General features: G+C 48.5%; 20 protein-coding genes. 13 read left to right on the top strand and 7 right to left on the bottom strand.

All coding sequences use genetic code 11. From position 1 onward, the window contains the following. Positions 1-82 precede the first annotated feature (82 nt). Positions 83-919, top strand: a complete 837-nt coding sequence (locus tag IE163_RS02750; RefSeq protein ID WP_189429919.1) for an RluA family pseudouridine synthase — start codon at positions 83-85, stop codon at positions 917-919. Positions 920-939: 20 nt separating this feature from the next. On the opposite strand, the gene IE163_RS02755 is transcribed toward IE163_RS02750, so the two are convergent. Together IE163_RS02755 and IE163_RS02760 are read right to left on the bottom strand one after the other, a co-directional pair. Continuing rightward, a complete protein-coding gene (locus tag IE163_RS02755; RefSeq protein ID WP_229833404.1) occupies positions 940-3,003 on the bottom strand; it encodes a tetratricopeptide repeat protein in 2,064 nt (687 codons plus the stop codon). Positions 3,004-3,061: 58 nt separating this feature from the next. Beyond that, complete coding sequence (locus IE163_RS02760) at positions 3,062-4,009, bottom strand: NAD(P)-dependent oxidoreductase (RefSeq protein ID WP_189429921.1); 948 nt, start codon at positions 4,007-4,009, stop codon at positions 3,062-3,064. A gap of 206 nt (positions 4,010-4,215) precedes the next feature. Here IE163_RS02760 and IE163_RS02765 point away from each other — a divergent pair, with 206 nt between their 5' ends. From IE163_RS02765 to IE163_RS02775, 3 genes are all read left to right on the top strand, one after another. Then, positions 4,216-5,145 carry an ABC transporter ATP-binding protein gene (locus IE163_RS02765; protein ID WP_189429923.1) on the top strand — a complete coding sequence of 310 codons (930 nt, stop codon included), beginning with the start codon at positions 4,216-4,218 and terminating at the stop codon, positions 5,143-5,145. Beyond that, positions 5,142-6,323, top strand: coding sequence for an ABC transporter permease (locus IE163_RS02770; RefSeq protein WP_189429925.1), 1,182 nt, complete (start codon positions 5,142-5,144; stop codon positions 6,321-6,323). Before IE163_RS02765 ends, IE163_RS02770 begins: the two co-directional genes overlap by 4 nt. Positions 6,324-6,484: 161 nt before the next feature. Beyond that, entirely contained in the window at positions 6,485-6,796 is a 312-nt protein-coding gene (locus tag IE163_RS02775; RefSeq protein ID WP_189429927.1) for an FxsA family protein, read from the top strand. Positions 6,797-6,827: 31 nt separating this feature from the next. Here IE163_RS02775 and IE163_RS02780 read toward each other — a convergent pair whose 3' ends face one another. Further along, entirely contained in the window at positions 6,828-7,298 is a 471-nt protein-coding gene (locus tag IE163_RS02780; RefSeq protein ID WP_189429930.1) for a tellurite resistance TerB family protein, read from the bottom strand. A gap of 150 nt (positions 7,299-7,448) precedes the next feature. Here IE163_RS02780 and IE163_RS02785 point away from each other — a divergent pair, with 150 nt between their 5' ends. The 3 genes from IE163_RS02785 (at position 7,449) to IE163_RS02795 (ending at position 12,576) form a co-directional block, all read left to right on the top strand. After that, positions 7,449-8,270: a M90 family metallopeptidase gene (locus IE163_RS02785; RefSeq protein ID WP_189429932.1), complete on the top strand. Its 822-nt coding sequence runs from the start codon at positions 7,449-7,451 to the stop codon at positions 8,268-8,270. A gap of 76 nt (positions 8,271-8,346) precedes the next feature. Then, positions 8,347-9,435, top strand: coding sequence for an efflux RND transporter periplasmic adaptor subunit (locus tag IE163_RS02790; protein ID WP_229833405.1), 1,089 nt, complete (start codon positions 8,347-8,349; stop codon positions 9,433-9,435). Between the two features lie 3 nt (positions 9,436-9,438). Continuing rightward, complete coding sequence (locus IE163_RS02795) at positions 9,439-12,576, top strand: efflux RND transporter permease subunit (RefSeq protein WP_189429934.1); 3,138 nt, start codon at positions 9,439-9,441, stop codon at positions 12,574-12,576. Here the strand turns inward: IE163_RS02795 and IE163_RS02800 are convergent. Beyond that, on the bottom strand, positions 12,551-12,733 hold the full coding sequence (locus IE163_RS02800) for a hypothetical protein (RefSeq protein ID WP_189429937.1): 183 nt from the start codon (positions 12,731-12,733) through the stop codon (positions 12,551-12,553). The two genes, IE163_RS02795 and IE163_RS02800, sit on opposite strands and share 26 nt — an antisense overlap. Positions 12,734-12,894: 161 nt before the next feature. On the opposite strand from IE163_RS02800, the gene IE163_RS02805 reads away from it, so the two are divergent. The 6 genes from IE163_RS02805 to IE163_RS02830 all read left to right on the top strand — a co-directional run bounded on the left by IE163_RS02805 (position 12,895) and on the right by IE163_RS02830 (position 19,833). After that, positions 12,895-13,866: a calcium/sodium antiporter gene (locus IE163_RS02805; RefSeq protein WP_189429946.1), complete on the top strand. Its 972-nt coding sequence runs from the start codon at positions 12,895-12,897 to the stop codon at positions 13,864-13,866. A 51-nt stretch (positions 13,867-13,917) separates the two neighbouring features. Further along, entirely contained in the window at positions 13,918-16,221 is a 2,304-nt protein-coding gene (locus IE163_RS02810; protein ID WP_189429948.1) for an exonuclease domain-containing protein, read from the top strand. Between the two features lie 70 nt (positions 16,222-16,291). Further along, positions 16,292-16,954 carry a thiopurine S-methyltransferase gene (tmpT, locus tag IE163_RS02815; RefSeq protein WP_189429950.1) on the top strand — a complete coding sequence of 221 codons (663 nt, stop codon included), beginning with the start codon at positions 16,292-16,294 and terminating at the stop codon, positions 16,952-16,954. A gap of 127 nt (positions 16,955-17,081) precedes the next feature. Further along, entirely contained in the window at positions 17,082-18,020 is a 939-nt protein-coding gene (locus tag IE163_RS02820; protein ID WP_189429952.1) for a YihY/virulence factor BrkB family protein, read from the top strand. 147 nt (positions 18,021-18,167) lie between these two features. Then, complete coding sequence (mtgA, locus tag IE163_RS02825; protein WP_189429954.1) at positions 18,168-18,857, top strand: monofunctional biosynthetic peptidoglycan transglycosylase; 690 nt, start codon at positions 18,168-18,170, stop codon at positions 18,855-18,857. 142 nt (positions 18,858-18,999) lie between these two features. Beyond that, on the top strand, positions 19,000-19,833 hold the full coding sequence (locus IE163_RS02830) for a DNA ligase (protein WP_189429956.1): 834 nt from the start codon (positions 19,000-19,002) through the stop codon (positions 19,831-19,833). A gap of 52 nt (positions 19,834-19,885) precedes the next feature. Here the strand turns inward: IE163_RS02830 and IE163_RS02835 are convergent, their stop codons facing one another. The 3 genes from IE163_RS02835 to IE163_RS02845 all read right to left on the bottom strand — a co-directional run bounded on the left by IE163_RS02835 (position 19,886) and on the right by IE163_RS02845 (position 22,557). Continuing rightward, positions 19,886-20,806, bottom strand: coding sequence for a DMT family transporter (locus IE163_RS02835; RefSeq protein ID WP_189429957.1), 921 nt, complete (start codon positions 20,804-20,806; stop codon positions 19,886-19,888). A gap of 88 nt (positions 20,807-20,894) precedes the next feature. Next, the gene (locus IE163_RS02840) at positions 20,895-21,824 is read right to left on the bottom strand and encodes an AraC family transcriptional regulator (RefSeq protein WP_189429958.1); all 930 of its coding nucleotides are present in this window, start codon (positions 21,822-21,824) and stop codon (positions 20,895-20,897) included. A gap of 121 nt (positions 21,825-21,945) precedes the next feature. Beyond that, positions 21,946-22,557, bottom strand: coding sequence for a TetR/AcrR family transcriptional regulator (locus IE163_RS02845; RefSeq protein ID WP_189429959.1), 612 nt, complete (start codon positions 22,555-22,557; stop codon positions 21,946-21,948). Positions 22,558-22,831: the final 274 nt, after the last annotated feature.

Below are 22,831 nucleotides of genomic sequence, written 5' to 3' on the forward strand. Positions count from 1 at the left end.
GATTTTGGCGGCCTTTTTTGTTAAGATCGACTGACAGAAATTCAAAGTGCTACCGGCAATCGCCGGTAGCTGAGAGTAACGAATGAAACTATCTCGCCGATTACAAACCTCTACCGCTGTGTCCGCCATCGACTTTTTAGCCTCTGCGGTACCTGAGTTAAGCAAAGGCAGGTTAAAAGATGCAATGAGCAAAGGTGCAGTGCAATTGCTTGGTAAACCTGTCAAGCGTTTAAGGCGCTCACAACAAATGCTAAAACCAGGTGACAGTCTGGCATTGCATTATGATGATGATATTTTACAGCGGCAATCGGAACCGGCAGTGCTGTTACACGATGAAAAAGCCTATAGCGTATGGTTTAAACCTGCAGGCATGTTATCGCAGGGAAATGAGTGGGGTGACCATCTAAGTTTACTGCGTTTTGCCGAGCAGTTTTTCACGCCATTACGACAAGTTTTTTTATTGCATAGGCTTGATCGTGAAGCCAGTGGTCTGGTGATGTTGGCTCATTCTAAGCAGGCAGCAGCAGCTTTAAGTAAGTTGATTGCCGAACAGCAGATTAGCAAAATCTATCAAATTCGCGTCAAAGGTGAGCTTAGCAGTGTCTTGCAACAACAGGGGGCTATTAGTATTCCTCTGGATAACAAGCCTTGTGAAAGCCGTTTTACCCTGCAAGCTTATGATGCTACCAGCGATAGCAGCTTATTGACAGTACAATTGATTACGGGGAGAAAGCACCAGATCCGGCGTCATTTTGCTGCAATCGAACACCCAGTGTTGGGCGATCCACAATATGGCAAAAACAATAAAAACGCCGCTGGTTTAGCCTTGCAAGCAATAGGATTAAGTTTTAATTGTCCATTGCGTCGCCGCCGGCAAACCTTTGAGCTGCCAGCGAGCTTAATGTTAACCCACTGCTAGAGCTGCCACTAAACGATGTGCTAGCTCGCAACCTCTAGTGCTTGGTCGTTAAGATACAACACCAATTCACCTAAACGACAAGCATTTAGCATGTCAGAACGTAAATCCTCTACCTGCCATTCGCAAGGACGCGGGTGAAGTGCCGAGAACGTTAGCTGCCACAGTGGTTCTGTTGTCGGTTGCGCTTCAGCTAAAGCCCAACCGAACCAAATAGCTTCGGTCAGGGCATTTAGGTCATCTTTATGCCAAGTGTTTCCCAGTAGTTCCTTAAGCGGTAATTCAACTGCCAGGATGGCGGGTTCTACGCCTAATGCCGTCAATTTTTGTTGGAATGAGCTAATGGCCGCTTGTAAACATAATTTGGGTTCTTCAGCCGTTTCTGCGGACACGGCCAGCCACAACATTTCTGTACCACTATAACTGGCTTTCACCGCCGAGCTGTTAAGTTCCTGCTCTATACCTTGCAGCAATTCGGCCACTATCCGGCGGCCAAATTGCCGCTGCAAAGCCGCCCGAAATCGCGGCAGTATGACTAATAGCGTAACAGGTTGCTGCACAGCGACAGCTTTTGCTTTTTCCTGAAATTGACTCCATTGTCTTGGTGCGGTTTCAGGTGCTGGCGTGGCAAGGGCTGAGCTGGGTTTGTGTCGATACAGCTGCCAAAAGATAAAGGTGATAAAGATCATCAACACCAGGACGGCTTGTAACATAACCTGACGCGATTCAGCGGTCGCCAGAGCTTGCTGTAATTCAACAGCAAAACTATCCTGCTGTTCAGCATCACTTACCTGGTTAAGGCCGGCTTTTAATTCCAGCATATTATGTTGGATTTGGCCCGCCAGTTCTTGCCGGTTCAACTCGGTCACTTTTTCTTGCAGCTCATACGCTGTTTGCCAGTCCGCAGCGGCCGCCGCTAAGCGGGCTGCGCTAGTGAAATAGCGCAATTGTAGAAAGGTGGCGGCAGAGTCAATATCGTCAGTCAGTTCTCTTTTGATAGCGCTTGCTTCGCTGTAACGTTGTTGCTCAATCATCAATTGCACTAAGGCGAGTGAGGTTTCTATCACCATACCGCGCGAGTTTATTTGCCGGAAATGCTGTAATGCTTTCTGATAATACTCTTCAGACTCACTATATTCTTTACGCAACATTGCAACCCGGCCCAAGCTGTAATAGGCGGTAGCAGTACGTGACATATTTTGTTGTTTTTCGGCAATCGATAACGCTTGCTGCAGCAAGGTATCCGCTTTGTCTATCTGGCGGGGTTCCTCCAAATAGCTTTCGGCCATATAAACTAATACCGCACTATAGTTAGTCATACGGTCTAGCTGTAAATAGCGCTCGGCTGCTGCTGAGAAATGCTCTAAGGCGTCAAGGTGCTGATCCAGTTTGCGATGTGCCATACCAAAACGAAAGTGAATCGACGCCAGCTGTTCTTCATCTTTTAGGCGGGTGGCAAGTGTTAAACCTTGCTGTAAATAGGCAAACGCCAGTTGATACTGATTATTTTGTAAGGCGATGCGGCCGTTTAAGATAAGTGCGTTTAGCTCTCTTGAGTCACTATTAATTTCTTTTGCTAATGCCAGGCTGCGTTGTGCATATAGCTGGGCAGTTTTTAAATCGCCTTGTAAATTATAAGCCGAGGCAAAGCTATTCAAAACATCGTTCAATAAGATCCGCGCCGTGGGTTCATTAAGTGAGCTGAGTTGTTGTTCTGCCTGGATAAGTTGTTGAATAGCCATCTCGGCATTTTGATAAAAAATGCCATAAATTTGGGCTTTGCTGTATAAACTCAGCGCCAGCATATAAGGTGTGTTAGCATTCACTTCGGCTTTTTGCACCGCATCTAAAGCCGCTTCACGATTACCGAGCGTTTGATAACCCTCTGCCATCACCAGGTAATCTTCTACTGTTAATTCACTTTGTGCCCTTCCTTGTAATTCGTTCACAATTTGTTCAGCAGAGCTGGTATTACTTGCAGCCTCAAGTAAACGAGCTGAGAGAGTGCTGGCGGCGCTAAGCGGCATACTGCAGAATAAAATGGCCAGTTGAAAGCTAGAAAATAGGCATAAACTTAAAAAACGCATAATGTTGCTCTTATTATTATCGGCAGCTGTTTATCCCCACAGCTGGCTTAGGCCAAGCTTAACGATCCAATCTGCTGGCAATAAATTCTGTAATGTTATTGGCGATTTTCGTTACCATCCTTGCCCTAGCCTCGGCAGTGGCCCACCCGGTATGGGGGGTAATAAGCAAGTTTGGTAAATTACAGTTTAACAAAGCGTCCTCCGCAGTCGGAGGTTCCTGTGCTAAAACATCTAAACCAGCTGCTTTTAATCGCCCTTGTTGTAGGGCGGCAATAAGGGCGGCGGGCTCTATTAACGCACCGCGAGCAGTGTTGATGATAATCGCACCGGCTTTTAGCCAACTTAGTCGTTCGGTATTTAATAAATGCCGGGTTTCTTCAGTTAATGGGCAGTGCAATGATACAACATCGGCCGCCGCAAAGGCATCGCGCAGTAACATTCTGCCGGGCCTGGGCGATAGCGCATCAGGTCGTTCAGCAACAATGACTTCCATACCAAAGGCTTCAGCTAAACGCGCTGTTGCCTGACCAAGGGCGCCATAACCGACAATTACCATTGTTTTGTTTGCCAACTCCATAAGGGGATAATCCAGCAAACAAAAGCTTTTACTATTAGCCCACTGGCCAGCGCGTACCGCCTGGTGATAACCCAAAAGCTGGTTAGTCAGGGCAAGTAGCAAGGCGAATACCTGTTGTGGTACCGCTGTTTCGGCATAATTACGTACATTTTTAACCAGGATCCCTGCCTGAGCTGCTGCCTTGATATCGACATTATCGGTACCAGTGGCAGCAATCATAATAGCTTTTAAACGCGGTAGCTGCTGCAAAGTGGTGGCATCTAAAACACATTTATTCACTATGGCAATATCAGCATGTTGTAAGCGTACTACAACATCTGCCGGGTCGCTGTAATCATGTAGCGCTAATTGGCAATTCGCTTGCTGCAATGGGCTAAGGTCGGCATCGCCTAACGTCGCCGCATCTAAAAATACTAGGTTATAACGCATAAATTGTCGTCAGTTTTAGCAGGCTGTAATTCAGCAGTAGGTTAGTGGGGGTAGTTTTATCACAGCTTTCGCTAAAATGCAGCATATCTTGATGCGACTATAGTAGCGTTAACGGCTGAAAGATAGTGTTACATTTTTGCAAGTAACTTGAGCTTTTAGTTTGGGTTGTAGATGATAAGGTAAGCAAAAGAATCAAGGAGTGTGCTATGCATATAGAGGTTAACACTATCGAAAAGGCTTATGCCACCGTAACGGCGGTACGCGGCGTCAGTTTTACTATCGCCTCGGGGGAGATTTTTGCTCTGCTGGGGCCAAATGGTGCGGGTAAGTCATCCATTATCCGCATGCTGGTGGGAATGACTCGACCCGATAGCGGTGTGATAACGGTACATCATCAAAAGCAGGAGTATGATCATGTTCCCAGGCGTTATCTTGGCTATTTACCGGAGGACCGGGGGTTATATCCAGATAAGAGTGTTGAAAAGAACCTACTCTATTTAGCGCAGCTGCATGGCTTGTCTAAGGCCGAAGCGCAGCAGGAAATGAGCCATTGGCTGGAGATTTTTGAGCTTAGCGACCGCCGCAAAGAAGATTTAAAACAGCTATCCAAAGGTAATCAACAAAAGGTACAACTGATTGCCGCTGTGATCCATAAGCCGGCGCTGGTTATTTTAGATGAGCCTTTTTCCGGGCTTGATCCTATTAATCAGGAAAAAGTGGTGGGCTTTTTAAAAACCTTGCGTGAGAAGGGTATGACAGTCATTCTCAGTGCGCACCAGATGGCGATGGTAGAAAAACTGGCTGATCGGATGTTATTAATGGCGAAAGGGCAAGTAGTGTTAGCTGGCACCTTAGCAGAAATTCAACAACAAGCGCAGCCTCAACCAGAAGTAGTGGTTGAGACCGAACAAGCGGTAAGCAGTGAGCAGCTGGCAGTACTTTTACCTGAGATGGTTTTTACCCAACATACTGCAACGCGTTTTAGTGTCTTTTTACCCACGACGACACAATTGTCGGGTTGCTTACAACAATTGCTTAGTCAGTTCAGTATACGCAGTGTCTCCATGCAGAATCCAGATCTGCACCAGCTCTATTTAGCCGCTATGGCCGCACATCAACAGGAGGTTCAGCCATGATCTCACGGCAAAGTCTAATTGTTGCAAAATGGGAGTTCTTACGTTTTTTTAAATGGAAACAACAGTTGATTTCATATTTGCTGATGCTGGGTATTATGGGAGCGGTTTTCGCTTGGAGCTACTTTGTTGATGAAAGCCGCTCGGAATACCGCATAGCTGTACCAGCGCATTACACCTTAACTAATACCGCGCAGTTTCAGTTTCAGCGGCCAACGGTATCGTTAGATGAGCAGCTGAACCAGCTTCGAAGCAGTGAAACCTGGCATGCCGTAGTCGCCGAGGACGCTGAAAGTATTGTGATCCATACCGCCGCCGGGAAAAAATGGCAGCAATTGTTAGAGCAAGAGCTACAACAGTATTTTCGCCAGCAATATGGTTTAGCACAGGGGTTAAGTCCGGAACAGCTGGCAAAACTATCGGAACCAGTAACCCTTGAAATGCGCTATCTGGATGACAACTATAAAGGAAGTGACAGGCCAGAAAAGGCCGTAGCGCTGGCAGTATTATTTATGCTGTTAATTGGTTTAAGCACCGCTTTTGGCCAGTTATTGATGAGTATTACCGGCGAAAAACAACAGCGGGTAACGGAACAGCTTTATGCCATAGTCACCCCCCAGCAATGGATTGATGGCAAGGTACTGGGGCATAGCTTAAGTGCCATGAAAGCCATGTTTACCACGAGCTTAGTGATGTTGCTGGGTATCGTAGTCGCGCTTTTGTTTTTGGCAGATAAACCCCTGGCGCTGGATTGGCTCAATTGGGGAGTCATTGCCTGGTTAGTGCCTTTTGCCTTACTAGGAGTGTTGTTATGTGCCTGTTTTATGGCGGCGATAGCAGCCTCTATTGACGATCCTAATACCAGCGGCAAAGGGGCGGTAATGATGATCACTTGGTTGCCGCTACTGTTTACCTATTTAGTGATTGATAGCCCAACCGGTTGGGGTATGACGCTGTTAAGCTGGTTGCCGGTAACGTCCTTCGCTGCGATGCCGGTTAGACTAGCCATGGTAGAACTCCCCTGGTGGCAGCCGTTGTTATCATTGGTGCTGTTGATTGCAACCTTGTACTGGATGCGCCGGGTAGCCGGGAGAATTTTTTTACGAGGGATGCAAATGTATGGGAAGGAACCGAGTTGGGCTGATATTATGCGTTGGGCCTTAAGTAGCAAGACTGAATAAGTTGTGACGAGCACAGGCGCTTTGTTGAACTATTCAGGCAAGGCTCAGCCTGATAAGGCACAATGTTATAAAGCATATGGTATGCGGGGTAGTGTTTTACTACCCTCGCTCTTTGTCGCTCAGTGTTAACGCTGTGCTACAGCACTTTAGATGAGGTTGTTATGTTTGATTCATCCTTCCGTCAGCAGGCCTCGGCCTGGCAGCGGCAATTCCAGCTGCGCCAGCAAGGTAGCTTTTTACAGCGGTTGCTGGCCTGGTTGGTGCTGGGCGTCATGTTGCTGGTCGGCGCCTTTTTCTTACTGTTTGCCTTAGTGCTCAGTTGGATCCTGATCCCAATTATGCTTTATCGGCATCGTCGTCGGATGCGGCAGTTTCGCGAGCAGGCAGAGCGCTATCAGCAGCAATCACCCCCTGCTGGCGGCACAGTGATTGAAGGCGAAGTGTTACGTAAAGACGAAAGTGACAAACGTTAAGTACTTAACGAGGTTTGTTCTATCAACGCCATCAGGCTGGCTTGTTGGCCAGCTTACTTTTAATAAAGTCGCTGTGTTTAATAAACAATAAGTTAGCCACGTTACGCAACATAGCTTCTTCATTCGGATCGATAGTGCCATCGGCATAAGCAACTTGCCACAGCTGATCAAGCACGGCCAAACGCTCAGGCTCGCTCAGTACCTTTAATTTGGAGGTGTAAGCTTGTAAGCAGGTAGCGTCTCCTGCCAACTTGAGCGCTTCACTAAAAATGCTTTCAGCTTGTGCTGGTGTTAAACCATATTCCCTGTTTAAGTAATTTAATACTAGACTATGCTCCTGCTCTGCGCTGTTAAAATCGGCATCAGCAAGCTGTAACATCAGTACCACAGCCATAAATTGCGATTCGCTCAGCCCCAGCTGTTGCCACTGTTGTGTGCGAGCGCCAGCGGGCTGCCAATCATTACTGGCCCTTTCCAGCAGGTTTTTAAGAAAATTGAACATTGTTATTCCTTCTGTAATGCAGTTAAATTTCAACTACAGCTTGGATCTGCAAAGCAAGCCTATCATGTCGATTGTTAACCACAAGCGCTTGAATTTAATCAGACCTTACCCCACTAAAAGAGTTCGCCAGAACATTGTTGGAGCCATCACTTGCCGTTACTTATTTTAACTATACTTGCCATTTTGATAATCGGTTTTGTGCTGGGCCAGCCTTACTTTCGGAAGTGGCAGCGTCAAAAAATTAAGGCGAAACCTTTTCCGGAAGCCTGGCGGCGTGTTCTAAAGCAGCGTATGCCGTATTTTCGCGCCTTACCCGCGGATTTGCAGCTACAGCTTAAAAAACATATTCAGGTATTTATTGCTGAAAAAGACTTTATTGGTTGTGAGGGTTTAACGGTGACGGATGAAATGCGAGTCACCATTGCTGCGCAGGCTTGCTTATTGCTACTTAATCGGGCTGACTACTATTACCCGAAATTACAACAAATTTTACTTTATCCGGCAGCTTTTATTGTGCACGGTCATAGCCCGGATGGGGCTGGCGTGGTGCACGAGCAGCGGCGGGTGCTGTCTGGAGAGTCTTGGGGGCAGGGCAAGGTGATTCTTAGCTGGGCTGATACGCTAGATGGTGCTGCTCATCCGGGAGATGGCCGTAATGTGGTGATCCATGAATTTGCGCATCAGTTAGATCAAGAGAAAGGGCAAGCTACCGGCGCGCCGTTGCTGGAGCGTAGCAGTGATTACCAGCAATGGTCTGGAATTATGGCGGCAGAATTCAGTGCTTTACAACAACAGGCAGCTAAGGGTGAGAGCAGCCTATTCGATTACTATGGCGCGACTAACCCAGCCGAGTTTTTTGCCGTGATCTCGGAAGTATTTTTTGAGCAGCCGCAACAACTCTCCCAAGGGCACCCTGCTTTATACCAGCAGCTTAGCCAATTCTATCGGTTAAATCCGCTAAGTTGGTCATAAAAAGTGATCTAATGCCCGTTTTACCGCATACTTAACAGCCTAACAAGAACAGTTCTTATTTAGCTAAGGATGCTTTATGCGCGGTTTCAAAGTCACTCTCTGCTTAAGCGGCATGGTGTCAGTTATCTTAATGGCTTCTATGTTTGCCAGCGCACAAGACCGCGTGCCTGTGAGTGTAGTGATGCCGCAAGAGCGTGCGTTGTCGCAGCAACTGCAATTAAGTGGCAGTCTTACCGCGAAACATAATGCCAACCTATCCAGCCGCACCGCAGGCTTAGTGGCTGAGCTATTAGTCGATGCAGGTGCTGTTGTGACTCAGGGCCAACCCTTGTTGAAGCTAGATACCGCGTTAGCAAGTCATCAATTGGCGCAGCAAAGTGCTGCGCTTAATGCTGCAAAGGTGCTGCAAGCGGAGCGGCAACGTTTGGTAGTAGAAGCAGAGCAACTTACCGCACAGCAACTCTTTCCAAAGACAGAGCTGGCGCTGCGTCAAGCTGCGCTAGCCGAAGCTGAAGCTATTTACCAACAAGCCCAGGCCAATTTACAGCAGCAACAAGAGGTGGTTAGTCGCCACACACTGACTGCACCTTTTAGCGGTGTTATTGCCACGCGCAGCACAGATGTCGGTGAGTGGGTTGCTTTGGGTGCCCCGGTAATGCAGTTAGTTAGTTTGACCCCCTTGTTGTTAGATGTACAAGTACCGCAAGAATACTATGGTGCCCTGAGTTCATTGCGGCGTATTGACGTACAGGCTGACATTTTACCCGAGCAAAAACTTAGCGCCCGCTTATTGGCAACAGTGCCTGTAGGAGACAGCAGCAGCCGTAGCTTTCTGGCCAGGCTTGAAGTAACCGATGAGCAGCAAGCATTACTGCCAGGGACTTCGGCCAGCGCCACTTTTTATTTTGAACGTGCACAGACTAATGTGCTGGTAGTGCCGCCGGATGCGTTGCTGCGCCACCCCGATGGTAATTTTAGCTTGTTTGCAATTCGCGATGACAAAGCGTATCGCCACAATGTTACGATAGGACGCAGCACTGAGCAGGGGGTAGAGATTCTGACAGGCTTACCCAGACAACAAGCTGTGGTAGTGCGCGGCAATGAAACGTTGCGGGATGGTCAAACCGTAAATATTGTCGGTCGCAATAGCAGCTTGGGAGACTAAAGCATGCTGGAAGCTGGAATTCGCCGTGGCACCATCCTCACCGTTACGGTGTTAATTATTTGTGTGTTGGGTATAGTGGCAGCACTGCGTATACCGGTACAAATGATCCCGGATCTGGAAGTGCGCACCATTAGCGTAGTTACAGGTTGGCCGGGAGCTACACCGCAAGACGTTGAAAAAGAAATTTTAATTGAACAAGAACGCTATTTACGCACCTTACCCAATTTAAAACGCATGGTGTCGCGAGCCAGCACGGGATCGGCCAATATCGAGTTAGAGTTTCCTTTTGGTGTCGATGTTAATGAGGCGCTAATTCGCGTAAGTAATGCTTTAAGTCAGGTTTCATCCTATCCGGAAAACGTTGATCAGCCCCGTCTGTTTAGTAGTTCTTTCTCTAACAATGCCTTTATGTATTTCCGATTGATGCCGCTAAGTGGTAACCCCCTTAAGCTTGATATGGATATGCTGCGCGACTACGCTGAAGACTACGTCAGACCGCAAATGGAGCGCGTGCCGGGTGTATCAGAAGTCGGTGTGAGTGGCGGAGCTGAGCGACAAATTCAGGTGTTAGTTGATCCTGCCCGGCTGGCGCAACGAGGCATTAGTTTAACCCAGGTAAGGGATGCGATTCGGGCACGCAACCGTGACAGCTCTGCCGGCGATATTGACAGCGGCAAAAGGCGCTATCTGCTGCGGATGGTTGGGCGTTTTGATCGGTTAGAGGAGCTAGAGGAATTAATTCTTACCCAGCAAGGTGATAATCAGGTACGGCTTAAAGATGTTGCTACCATAGTGATTGATCACTTTGAAGTAAGAGAGCTTGCCTTCGCCGACGGTGAACAAACGCTCAGTTTGTCGGTGCGGCGTGAGCCCGGCTCGAACGTCATTAATATTAAGCAAGGCATGTTACAAGTAGTCGAGCGAATTAACCGCGATATGCTGGCATCTAATGGCTTGCAGCTCATGCTAATTAGCGACGATGTCCGTTATGTCAAAGATTCCATTATCAACGTCTGGATCAATTTAGTATTAGGTGCTTTATTAGCGACCTTGGTGATGTATTTATTTTTACGCTCAGGTCGGGCGACCTTAGTGGGCGTGATCGGAGTGCCAATTTGTACAATAGCGGCATTTTTAGGTTTATTGGCTTTTGGTCGCACCATTAATGTCATTTCGCTGGCCGGTGTTGCTTTTGCCATTGGTATGACGGTAGACAACACCATAGTGGTGCTGGAAAGCATTGAGCAGGCCCGACGTCGTGGCTTGGATCGCATCGAAGGGGCAATCAGAGGCGTACGTGATGTCTGGCCCGCAGTGCTCGCTTCAACGCTGACTACGGTACTGGTTTTTATGCCCATTTTATTTATTGAGCAAGAAGCCGGACAGTTATACTCCGACATTGCTATCGCCATTGCGGCGGCTATTATTGCCTCAATGTTAGTCGCGGTATTTGTGGTGCCTGCGGCTATTGCCCAGCTTGGATTTGGTCAAAGTGCGGTCATGCATGATACTGAGCAAGCCGCAGCGCCCAGAGGCATCTTGCGCTTAGTGCAAAGGCTAATTAGTCAGGCGTCAAACCGCCTTCTGGTGCTGGTGGTGACGGTAGTCGTAACCTTGGGCGCAGCCTGGTATTTATTGCCTCCGGCGGAGTATTTGCCGGAAGGTGAAGAACCCAAAGCCTTTTCATCGATGATTGCACCCCCTGGCTATAATTTATCCGAGATGGCAACTATTGCAGAAGAACTCAGAGCCTATCTCACAGCGCAGGTGAATGCCGATCCCGCCTTATTTGATCGCAAAGAAACGCTTATGCCATCTCTGAAATATTATTCACTTAGTGTGTCAGTAGGCCGTATCCGCGTATTAAGTGAGCCGACGCGGCCAAAAGATATCAGTGCCATGATGGAAGCGATGACGACATTGTTCCGGCAATACCCCGGCATGCGGGCTTTTTCTGCGCGTGGTTCGATTATTAGTAGTAACGATGGTGGTACCCGCGCGGTTGCGCTGGATATTTCCGGACCAGATTTAGCCAGCCTTTATGCCACGGCTGATGCGGCCTATGTTGCTGCAGGGCAGTTATTTGACAGCCCCCAGCTTAATTCTGAACCCTCATCGTTATCGTTGGATCAACCCTTGATTGAAATCCGGCCAAACTGGCAACGCTTAGCCGAGTTGAATTTTACGGCTGCTGACTTTGGCTTTGCCGTATCTTCGCTTAGTGACGGCGCCTTTGTCGATGAGTTCTTCCTTGCCGATGATAAGGTTGATATCTTTCTTTTCAGCCAGGCGGGTGCCCAACAAAGCTTGGCGCAATTAGCACAAACACCGGTGTTAACGCCAAGTGGCGCGGTACTGCCGCTTAGTAGCCTGGCAAGCTTAGTAGAAGTGGCCGACAGCGATACCTTACGCCGGGTCGATGGCCGGCGCACGGTAACACTCTATATTGTGCCGCCGCGCTCAGTGGCGTTAGAAACGGCGGTGGATATTGTACGGCAACAGTTAGTACCCCAATTACAGCGTGAAGGTGCTATTGCCAGTAATGTAAACTTAGATATATCGGGTGCCTCGGATCAGCTAGATGAAACTAAGGCGGCGCTTGGCAGTAACTTTGCCGTAGCTATCGTGCTTATTTATTTACTGTTAGTGGCTATTTTTAGTCATTGGGGCTACCCGCTGTTTATCTTAGCTACAGTGCCGTTAGGATTAGCAGGGGCACTGGTTGGCTTGGCTATGGTAAATGGCGTCAGCAGTTTATTAGCTCCGCTAGGTTTGGGCGGTTTTCATCAACCCTTTGATATGATTACCATGCTGGGTTTTTTAATTTTGTTGGGGACTGTGGTGAACAACCCGATCCTGATTGTCGATCAAAGCCGACATAATTTAAAAAGCGGCCAAATGTCGGTAATAGACGCTGTGCTGCAAGCCGTTGCTACGCGGTTAAGACCGATCTTGATGTCTACCGCCACCACCATTTTCGGTTTAGCGCCACTGGTACTGATTCCGGGGGAGGGCACAGAGTTGTATCGCGGCGTAGGGATTATTGTATTGTGCGGTTTACTTTTTTCTACCCTAATTAGTTTAACCTTTCTGCCGGCGTTGTTGGTAACGATGCTTACTCGGAAAAAAACAGCATTTTAACTAATTGCGCTAATAATAATACGGCTACCAAGGGCACAATATAACGGCTGAGCTTAGCCGTTTGTTCTTGGTCCCGACTGCCAAACTTTTCAGCCAAGATCACCAGTACAAAAAGTGCGGCAAATAACAGCGCTAAAATAATCAGTAAATTTGTCATAGGATGCTCCGTGGCATAAGTACCACCAAGCTTACTCTGTTTAAACATTTGTTTCAAAAAACCTCGTCATTACTGTGCGCCAAAATTAGCGCATGCTATGCTGAGCATAGTTGTACAGTCTGGTTTTATCCCCCTAATTTTTCCTCAGTAAGGACATTCAGATGTTGTTAGCCATAGTCGCATTAATTGCCGGTTTAGCGCTGCTGGTATGGAGCGCTGACCGTTTTGTCGACGGTGCCGCCGCCACCGCGCGTTATGCCGGTATGCCGCCCTTGTTAATTGGTATGCTCATTGTCGGTTTTGGTACCTCAGCCCCGGAAATGGTGGTCTCTGCCATGGCCGCCAGTGACGGTAATCCGGCGTTGGCGCTGGGTAATGCCTACGGCTCCAATATCACCAATATAGCGCTTATTCTGGGGTTAGTGGCGCTGCTGAGCCCGATTGCGGTGCACTCGCAGGTACTGCGCAAAGAATTACCCATTTTAATGCTGGTAACGCTGTTCGCCGGTTGGTTGCTGTTTGATCATCAGTTAAATCGTTTTGATGCTTGGTGTTTGCTGGGCGTGTTCTTTGTATTAATGGGCTGGTCAATCTGGCAGGGCATGCGTAACCCGCAAGATGCCTTGGCCACCGAGATGAATGATGAGCTGGCTGACAGCACTAAGATGACCTTAAAGCAGGCTATTATCTGGCTATTGGTCGGTCTGGTGCTGTTAATTATTGCCTCACGGATGCTGGTTTATGGTGCCGTGTTTATTGCACAAGGTTTAGGCGTGAGTGATTTGGTAATTGGTTTAACCGTGGTGGCTATTGGTACTTCGCTGCCTGAGCTGGCCTCATCGTTGATTGCCATTAAAAAGGGTGAGCATGATATTGCGCTAGGTAATATCATTGGTTCTAACCTGTTTAATACCTTGGCGGTAGTGGGTATTGCTGCAGCCATTGAGCCGATGGCGGTAGATGTGGTGGTGTTAACCCGTGACTGGACCCTAATGGCGGTATTAACCGCAGCCGTGTTTGTAATGGGCTACGGCTATAAAAAGCAGGGCCGGATAAATCGCGTAGAAGGCGCAATTTTACTGGCGGTATTTATTGGTTATACCGGTTATTTGGTTAGTACCGTTATTGCGTAACGCCTGACGATTTTTAACCAATAACTACGTTTAACCAATAAAAGAGGATAAATGGCCGAGCCGCGCAAAGAACTCGACAGTGGTTACTACCTGCAGCACTTTAACGAGTTGCTGCAGTTTGTTGCGACACATTATCAGGGCGTATTAACTGCGGATAGCCTGGCCTTCTTAGAAAATTTTACCGCCTTAAGCGCGGCCGCCCAGCAATTGCTGGTGCGCATGCTTAACCGAAAAGGGACGGTATTTGCCGACACCGAGCTTAACTACGGCGAAATTGGCCAACCACAGCCGGTGTTGGACGAACTAAACCAGGCTGGTTTTATTGCGCCGCTAACAGAGCCTGATCTTGCCGATTTTTGGCTACGCTTAACTAAAGACACCCTATGGCAATTGCTGCAGCTGGCGCAAGCTGAGCTAGCAGAGACTAAGCCAGTAAAAACTGAGCTCGTAGAAACTGAGCTTTTAGAAAAAGGTATAGCGGATGCCATTAGCATTAGAAAAAGCCAAACCAAGCCGCAACTGCTGGGCGCAGCGCTAAAGCTACCCGTTAACTGGTTGGCATTAATAGCTCAATTGCCACAGCGCTATATAGTACTGCAAAGGCAGGACGCACTTAACTATATTTATTTCCTCTATTTTGGTCGTATCGAAGCCAACTTATCGTTATTTACCCTGCGTGATTTAGGTATCCGCCAAACCGGCCAGTTTAAGCAGCAATTTAGCCCGCGTTTTACCGAGCCTGCTCAGGCGCTATTAGCGTATCAGCTGGCTAAAACGAAACCGGCGATTATCGAGTTTGGCAAGCAGTTAAAAAAGCAACCGGATAACGCCGAATCTTTGCTAAGCCAATGGCTTACGGAGGTGGCAAAGTGGCCACTGCCAGAGGATAATGCCTTACTGCTAAAACGCAGCGAACGCAGTTATCAGCTGGGCAAACTGGCCGAGCAGTATCAGCTGACTGATCTCGCCATTGCCTTTTATCAGCAAAGTAATGGCTTCCCCGCCAGTGAGCGCCTGGCCCGCTTGTATGCCCAGCAGGGGAAAACCGAAGGTAATCAAGAACGCTGCCGGCAGTATTTGCAACAACTGCTGGACGATCCCAGCTGCGACGAAGAATGGCTATTTGCCGAAGATTTTTACCGGCGTAAGTTTGCTGATGACAGCCGTGGCGCTAAATCAGGAGAGCGGCGCCGCTCGCAATTAACGCAATTACTGCACGAGGCACCGCAGGTCGGTATCGACGAGCTCTATCTGGGCAAAGCTGAGCAGGGCTTAATGGCGCATTATGTGGCACAGGGCTACCGGGTATTTCATAGCGAGAATAATCTCTGGCTGGCGCTATTTGGCCTTTGGTTCTGGCATGAATTATTCGAGCATAACGACAGTACCTTGCACAATCCCTTTGAACGGCGGCCACGCAACTTAGCCGCCGGTGGCTTTTATCAGCAGTTTGCCAGCGCCATAGAACAAAAGCTTAGGCAGCTGGCCATGCCAACTGCCACCAGCACCATGCTGGCTGCGTTAACCGCGCATTACGGTAAAGCCAATAGCCTGTTTTATTGGCATACCGATTTGGCTGAGCAGCTATTACCGCTATTGCAATATGCACCCAAGGCGAACGGCGACAGCGCACTTGCGCCCATACTGTGTAATATGGCGCAGGATTTTAAGCGCCATAGCAGCGGTTATCCTGATTTGCTGCTGATTAAAGATCAGCAACTGCAGTTTATTGAAGTAAAAGCGCAGGGTGATAAAATACAGCGTCATCAGCTCGCGCGGCTATTAGCATTACAGAACGCCGGCTTTAACGCGCGCATTGAAAAGCTGCAGTGGATAGTTGATCCCAACCGGCTTTACGTGGTGCTGGATGTAGAAACCACTGGCGGCAAAGCCGGTACCGATCGTATTACCGAAATAGGTGCAGTAAAAGTGCAAGGCGGTGAGGTGCTAGATACCTTTAACACCCTGATAAACCCCGAGCGGCTTATCCCGTCTTTTATCAGCCGCTTAACTGGTATTAGTAACGCCATGGTAGCCGGTGCGCCTAAGTTTGCCGATATCGCCGCACAGCTAAGCGAGTTTTTACAAGGTGCAGTCTTTGTTGCCCATAACGCTAAGTTCGATTACGGCTTTATCCGCAGTGAGTTTGCCCGCTGTGAACTGCCGTTTGATATGCCGCAGCTTTGTACGGTAGTGAATATGCGCCGTTATTATCCCGGTCTGGCATCCTATAGCCTAGGCAAGCTATGCGCCGATTTTGAGATTACGCTTACCAACCACCATCGTGCGCTGGCAGATGCTACTGCCACTGTGGAATTATTAAAATTGATTAATGTCAAACGACAGCTGTTGTAGCACAAATTGCGGTATCGATGGCAGCGTTATCGTGCCGTAGGCAATTGGCCGCAAAATAATAGGAGATGATGTGAACCCGGAGTTCTGGCAGGAAAAATGGCAAAAAAGAGAGATAGCCTTTCATCAGGCTGCGGCCAATCCATTACTGGTAAGTTGGTTCAATCAACTGGCAATCGCGCCCGGCGCTACCGTTTTTCTGCCACTGTGTGGTAAAAGCCTCGATATACACTGGCTATTGGCGCAGGGGTATTCGGTCGTGGGCGCTGAGTTAAGCGAAATCGCCGTGCAAGAACTGTTTGCTGAATTAGGGCTAACACCCAACGTCAGCAGTGCGGGTAACTTGCAGCTTTATCAAGCTGATAAGCTGCAGGTATATGTCGGCGATATATTTGAGTTATCAGAAAATCTGCTCGGCCCAGTTGCCGCCATCTATGATCGTGCCGCGCTGGTAGCCTTACCTGAGGCTATGCGACAGCGCTATGCAAAGCACCTGATAACCATCAGCCAGGCTGCGCCACAACTGGTTATTTGCTTTGAATACGATCAAGCACAGCTGCCCGGCCCGCCGTTTTCTGTTGACAGCCTGGAGATGCATAAACTCTACCGCAATGTTTACACGCTTAATTGCTTGGAAAAGTGCGAGGTGCCAGGTGGGTTGAAACGGAAGTGCCAAGCCAGCGAGCTTAGTTGGCTGTTAAATCCAAAAGAGGCAGAGTCAACATTTAGCTTTTAGCGAGAGAGCTCATTAGTCATTAATGGCGCAATTCAACAGTGAGCGCTGCATCTGCTATCTGTTTCGTGCTTATTTGTGTTAGCGTTGCAAGAGCAGCATTGACTGAAACGCTAAGGTATTTTCGACTATGTTTAGAAAAATGTATGACAAACTTCCCACAGTAGTGAAGTATTGGCTTGGTATTTTGGGGGCGGCGTTTCGACATTGGTTGGGCAGCCAGGCGTTTATTTATGCTGCAGCCTTGGCCTTTTTTACCGTGTTTTCTATTGCGCCTATTCTGGTGGTGGTGGTAGCGCTGGTAGGCTTGGTGATGGGCGAGCGTGCAGTGCAGGGAGAACTCTTTGCGCAGCTTGAAGGTACTCTGGGTGCAGAAGCCGCCGGCGTGGTACAAACCGCAGTAGCTAATTCGCAAATAGATCAAAGTGGTATTATGCCGGCGTTGATCGGGATCCTCGCCACCATAGTCGGTGCTACCACGGTTTTTGCGCAAATGCAGCAGTCGTTAAATCAGATCTGGGATGTCGCGCCTCGGCCCTCCAGAAACAATCTGTGGGCCTTAATTAAAAGCCGTTTACTCTCACTGACTATCATTCTGGCCATCGGTTTTATTCTGATGGTGTCGCTATTTTTATCTGTGGCTTTACGCAGTATCATGGTGTTTGCCGAGGAATGGCTGCCAGTGCCGGGGTGGACCATGGTGGGCATGGAGTTAATCCTATCGCTGCTTGTCATCACGCTATTGTTCGCCGCGATGTTTAAGATCCTGCCCGATGTACGACTGTCCTGGCGCGATGTGATGCTGGGAGCCTTTATCACAGCAATATTGTTTACAGTGGGCCGCTCTTTTATTTCCATCTATCTGGCATATACAGCGACCACATCGGCCTATGGCGCCGCCGGTTCGTTGGCTTTATTGCTGCTCTGGGTGAATTATTCCTCAATGATCCTGCTATTCGGAGCGGCTTTTACCCGAGCGCACTTAGAAGGTAGAGGTAAGCCCATTCGCCCTAAGAGCACCGCTGTGTGTGTGCATCGGGAGTTAATCGAAGATGCACCACAGCGCTAACGCTGCGAGGACGCGGCGTAAATCGGTCTCGCCATAGACTATTTCTATAATCTGCTGCTTAGCTGGGCAATCGTTGATTAGATACAAGAGGCACTATCCTATACTGTTATCTGCTGGCGACTACGCTAGAGTAACAAGGGAGAGTAAATGACAACGCTAAAACGCGGTTTTTTCGGTTGGACATGGTTTGTTATCTGGCGTTTTTTGCTGGTACTGCTGTTATTGTTGCTGGCACTTTTAGTGACACTGCGCTTTGTGCCGCCACCGACCTCGGCCTTTATGTTACAAAGCCCTTATCCGGTTCGCCAGCACTGGATCAGTATTGATCAACTGCCAGCACATGTCGCACTGGCTATGGTTGCCTCCGAAGATCAGCGTTTTCCCGATCACTTTGGTGTTGATATGGTCGAGCTTCGGAATGCGTTTGAGCGCTTTGATGACGGCGGTGGTTTACGTGGTGCCAGTACCATTACCCAGCAAACGGCGAAAAACCTCTTGCTCTGGCCGGGGCGAAGCGTGGTTCGCAAAGGGTTGGAAGCCGCCTTGGCGCTAAGCCTGGAAGTGATTTGGGGTAAAAAACGGATCCTGGAAGTGTACTTAAATATCGCGGAGTTTGGTCAAGGCATTTACGGCGTAGAAGCCGCCAGCCAGCATTATTTTGGCAAACCCGCTAGCAGGCTTAGCGTTAACGAAGCCGCCCGGCTGGCGATAATGCTGCCTAGCCCTCGAAACCGTCACCCGCAGCAGTTAACCCCGTACTTGCAACAGCGAGTTGCTTGGGTAGAGCGGCAAATGCGGCAACTTGGCGCGGGTTATCTTAAGCCAATTCTCGATTAGTATAAAAGTGCCTGCTGATTTTAAGCTTACGGATCAGTGATGTAGCTTTTGCAAACATCAAGCGGCTTTGTTATTCCTCTGCCATGCTCTTGCGCAAGTCTCACCACTTACTATACTTTTGTTTTAAACGGAAGGATGCTAAATGGTGATTAAAAAGTTAATTTTAACGATTTTGCTTTGTTGTTGCCCCTTAGCCGCTGCGTACAAACCGGAGCTTGTACTGGCACAGGTTTATAGCAATAACATCGATGTAACGCAGTATTGGGTTAGCGAAAAGCTAGATGGTGTGCGGGCATACTGGGATGGCAAGCAGCTTATTTCCCGCGGGGGGAATGTGATTGCTGCACCACCATGGTTTGTCGCAGATTTCTCAGCGCAGCCTTTAGATGGGGAGCTGTGGTTGGCCCGGCAGCAATTTGAAAAGGTGCTAAGTATTGTCAGCAAGCAGCAGCCTGTAGCCAGTGAATGGCAGCAGCTGCGTTATTATATTTTTGAGCTGCCAGATGCACCGGGCACCTTTACCGAGCGGGTTAAGGCCATGCAAGTGTTAGTGCAGCAGCAAAACAGTCCTTACTTGCAAGCGGTTAAGCAGTTTCGGGTGGCTGATCGGGCTGAATTATTTGCAACCTTACAACAGCTGGAGCAGAGCGGTGCCGAGGGTTTAATGCTGCATCATCAGGATGCGCGCTATAAAACTGGCCGTAGCGCCGACTTACTTAAACTAAAAAGTTATCAGGATACCGAAGCTATTGTCATTGGCTACCGGCCGGGTAAAGGCAAATATCAGGGGAGGGTAGGGGCGCTAATTGTCAGAACGCCGGAAGGCAAAGAATTTGCCATCGGCAGTGGTTTAACCGATGTATTGCGGCAAACACCACCAGAAATAGGTACTGTGATCACCTATCGATACAATGGTTACACCAACAATGGCATACCCCGCTTTGCCCGGTTCTTAAGGGTGCGGGAAACGTTTTAAAGGTGAGAGCCAGCCTCAACTATTGTCTTATAAGCTGGCCCTGGCTTGCTGATTAACCGGCCATATTTGCTGTACTGCGGTTTAGCAGCAGTGCTCTGATCCTGGCAAAGGGTGTAAGTACTATGGCATTGCCCAGCAGCACCAGCGCAAAGCCGCTAAAGGTGTAGCCGGTCCAATGAAAATCTTCAAATAAGGTGCTAAGCACCACAGCAACTAGCGGGAAGAGCACTATGGTATAGCTGGCTTTTTCCGGCCCTATTTGTTTTAGCAGGGCAAAGTAACTGGCAAAGGCAATCACCGAACCAAATACCGCTAAATACAGCAGGGAGATAATATAGGCCGGTTCGGTGCTAAAATTAAAGCTGTGGCCTTTAAACAGCGCGGCTGCCAGTAGCACCAGGCTGCCATATAACATACCCCAGGCATTAACCTGCATAATCGGCATATTTTCCCGCGAGTTACGTACACTAACCATATTGCCGAATGAGGCTGACAGCGCACCGGATAAAATCAGCAACAGGCCAAGTAGGCTGGCGTTGGTGAAGTCTATACCGTCTAAATCTGGCCAAAACAGCACAACAATGCCGGCAATACCCAGCAAGGCGCCAAAGTAGATGCGTTTGGCTACGGGTTTACCAAAAAATAGCCGGGTGTTAATAATGTTCATTAGCAGCATGGTGGTAAAGGCAATGGCGGTCATGGCCGAGGTAAGGTATTGCTGCGCCTGATAAATAAATAAGAAATTCAGTGCAAAATTCAGGCTGGCTAGCAGCAAAATAAAGCCATGCTGGCGCAGCGTAAAATGCATATCCAGTTTGCGCCACCAGCAAAATAACCACATTAGCGCTGCTGCGATAGCAAAGCGGTACAGCAAGGAGACTTCAATAGCGACTTCGCCTAATTGAAACTCAATAGCAAACCAGGTAGAGCCCCATATAAGTACGGTAACCAGATACAACAGCATATTTTTCATAGTGGGTAGGATGGGCAACGCCGGCAGCAATAAAGGCTGCGATCATAAAGCCTGGCCCGCATTTTAAACAGTAGCGGCGTTAAAAAAATTAAAATGCCTGACGAAAGCGCGCGACATCGGTTTTCGGTGGGGCGCCAAATAAGCGGCTGTATTCACGGCTAAACTGTGATGGGCTTTCATAGCCTACTTTGTAACTTGCTGTCGCTGCTTCGATGCCTTCATGTAACATAATACGGCGGGCTTCATTAAGGCGTAGCTGCTTTTGAAACTGCAACGGCGACATAGAGGTTACGGCTTTAAATGCCTGAAAGAATGCCGACTCACTTAAATGTACCGTTTCAGCCAGTTCTTTAATGCGTAATGGTTCATTAAAGCGTTGGTGCAGCATTTCTATTACTTTGCTGATGCGATGTGCCTGGCTATCAATCTGGGTGAATTCGCGTAACTGGCTACCAATAGGGCCAAGTAATAAGCGATACAGCATTTCGCGTTTTAACAACGGTAACAACACCGGAATATCTTGTGGCGATTGCAGCAACTGGCTTAGGCGCTGCAGCACCGACATCAGGCTTAGATCGGCATCGCCAACGGCAATACCACGAACGGGAGTACTATTAACGGAAGTACTGCTAACGAGAGTGTGCTGCGGTAACTCCTTATGGGCAATATCAATAACCAGATCTGTCAGCTCACGCAAGTCTAAGCTGATACTCATGGCAATGTACGGGCTGGCAGGGCTGGCGGTAACCACTTTTCCGCTTACCGGCAGTGTAACCGGGGCTATCAGATACTGCAGTTCCCGGTATTGTAGTAGCTCATCACCCAGCCATACTTGCTTTGAGCCCTGTACCAACAAACACAAAGTAGGTTCATAAATAGCAGGGGTGGCACTGGTAGGACCGTCACTACGGTACAACTTTACGCCGGGAATATTGGTTTCGTTAAATCCACTTGACTGTATTGTTTGCAACAGCGACTGCAGTATTTGCAGGCGTATGCTTTCACGTTCGTCAGTCATATTGAGGCTCCGCGGGATTGATAAACCCAGTATAAGCAGCAGTAGGCGTTTTGCCTATTGCTGCCGTCGCACTTTGGAGGATTAGGCAATAAGTGTGGAGTTTAAGGCAGCAGAGATGTGCTTAGCTTCGTGGAAAGGCTTGTAAGGTCATTTGCGCGACCTGACGTAGCTGCTCTGAAGTAGCGCCATTATTGGCTTGAATCGCCATACCTTGTAGCACGGTACCAAGATAGCGGGCCAATACTTCAGTGTCGGTATCTGCAGGTAAGTCACCATCGACTTTAGCTTGATCAAAACGTACTTTAAGCTTTTGCTCGCCCTCTACCCGGCGATTCATCAGGGCTTCTTTTACGCTGGCTGCAGCCTCACTGCAAGAGAGTGCGCCCTGCACAATCACACAGCCTTGCGGTTGTGTATTGTCAGCCATATTCATAGCCGCGCCGTGCAGCATATGCTCGGCAACCTGATAGGCGGTAGGCTTTTCCAACGCAGGTAAAAAGAAGGCACAGGGCCGGCTTTCATAAAGCTCAATGGCTTTTAAAAACAGCTGTTCTTTGTTGCCAAAGGCAGCATATAGGCTGGGTTTATTAATACCCATAGCGTCGGTTAAATCGGTTAACGAGGTGCCGTCATAGCCTTTGCGCCAAAATACTTCCAGCGCTTTTTCCAGTGCTGTATCCATATCAAAAGCGCGGGGGCGCCCAACATGGGGTGTGCAACTTACTACTGACATTGCTCAGCTCCTGTGTGAAAAGTTCGGCCTATCCTAAACAGCTAAAGCCCTTATGTCTAGTAAGGCTTACTTACTGACCAGTATAAAACCCCTACTAACAGTATGCTTATCCTTACAGCGGGGCACTTTATGCTATCGCGCTATAGAGTTTTAGGCAAGTTGCCAGCAGCTTTCGGCATTAACCCGCCGCCGTTGCCCTTATACACTATCAGCCAAAATAAAAATATTTTACCGTTCGGTACAAAAATAAATTGACAGCGCGCAGCGGATCTAT

The sequence above is a fragment of the Alishewanella longhuensis genome, assembly GCF_014653435.1.
In the GTDB taxonomy this organism is placed as follows: Bacteria; Pseudomonadota; Gammaproteobacteria; order Enterobacterales; family Alteromonadaceae; genus Alishewanella; species Alishewanella longhuensis.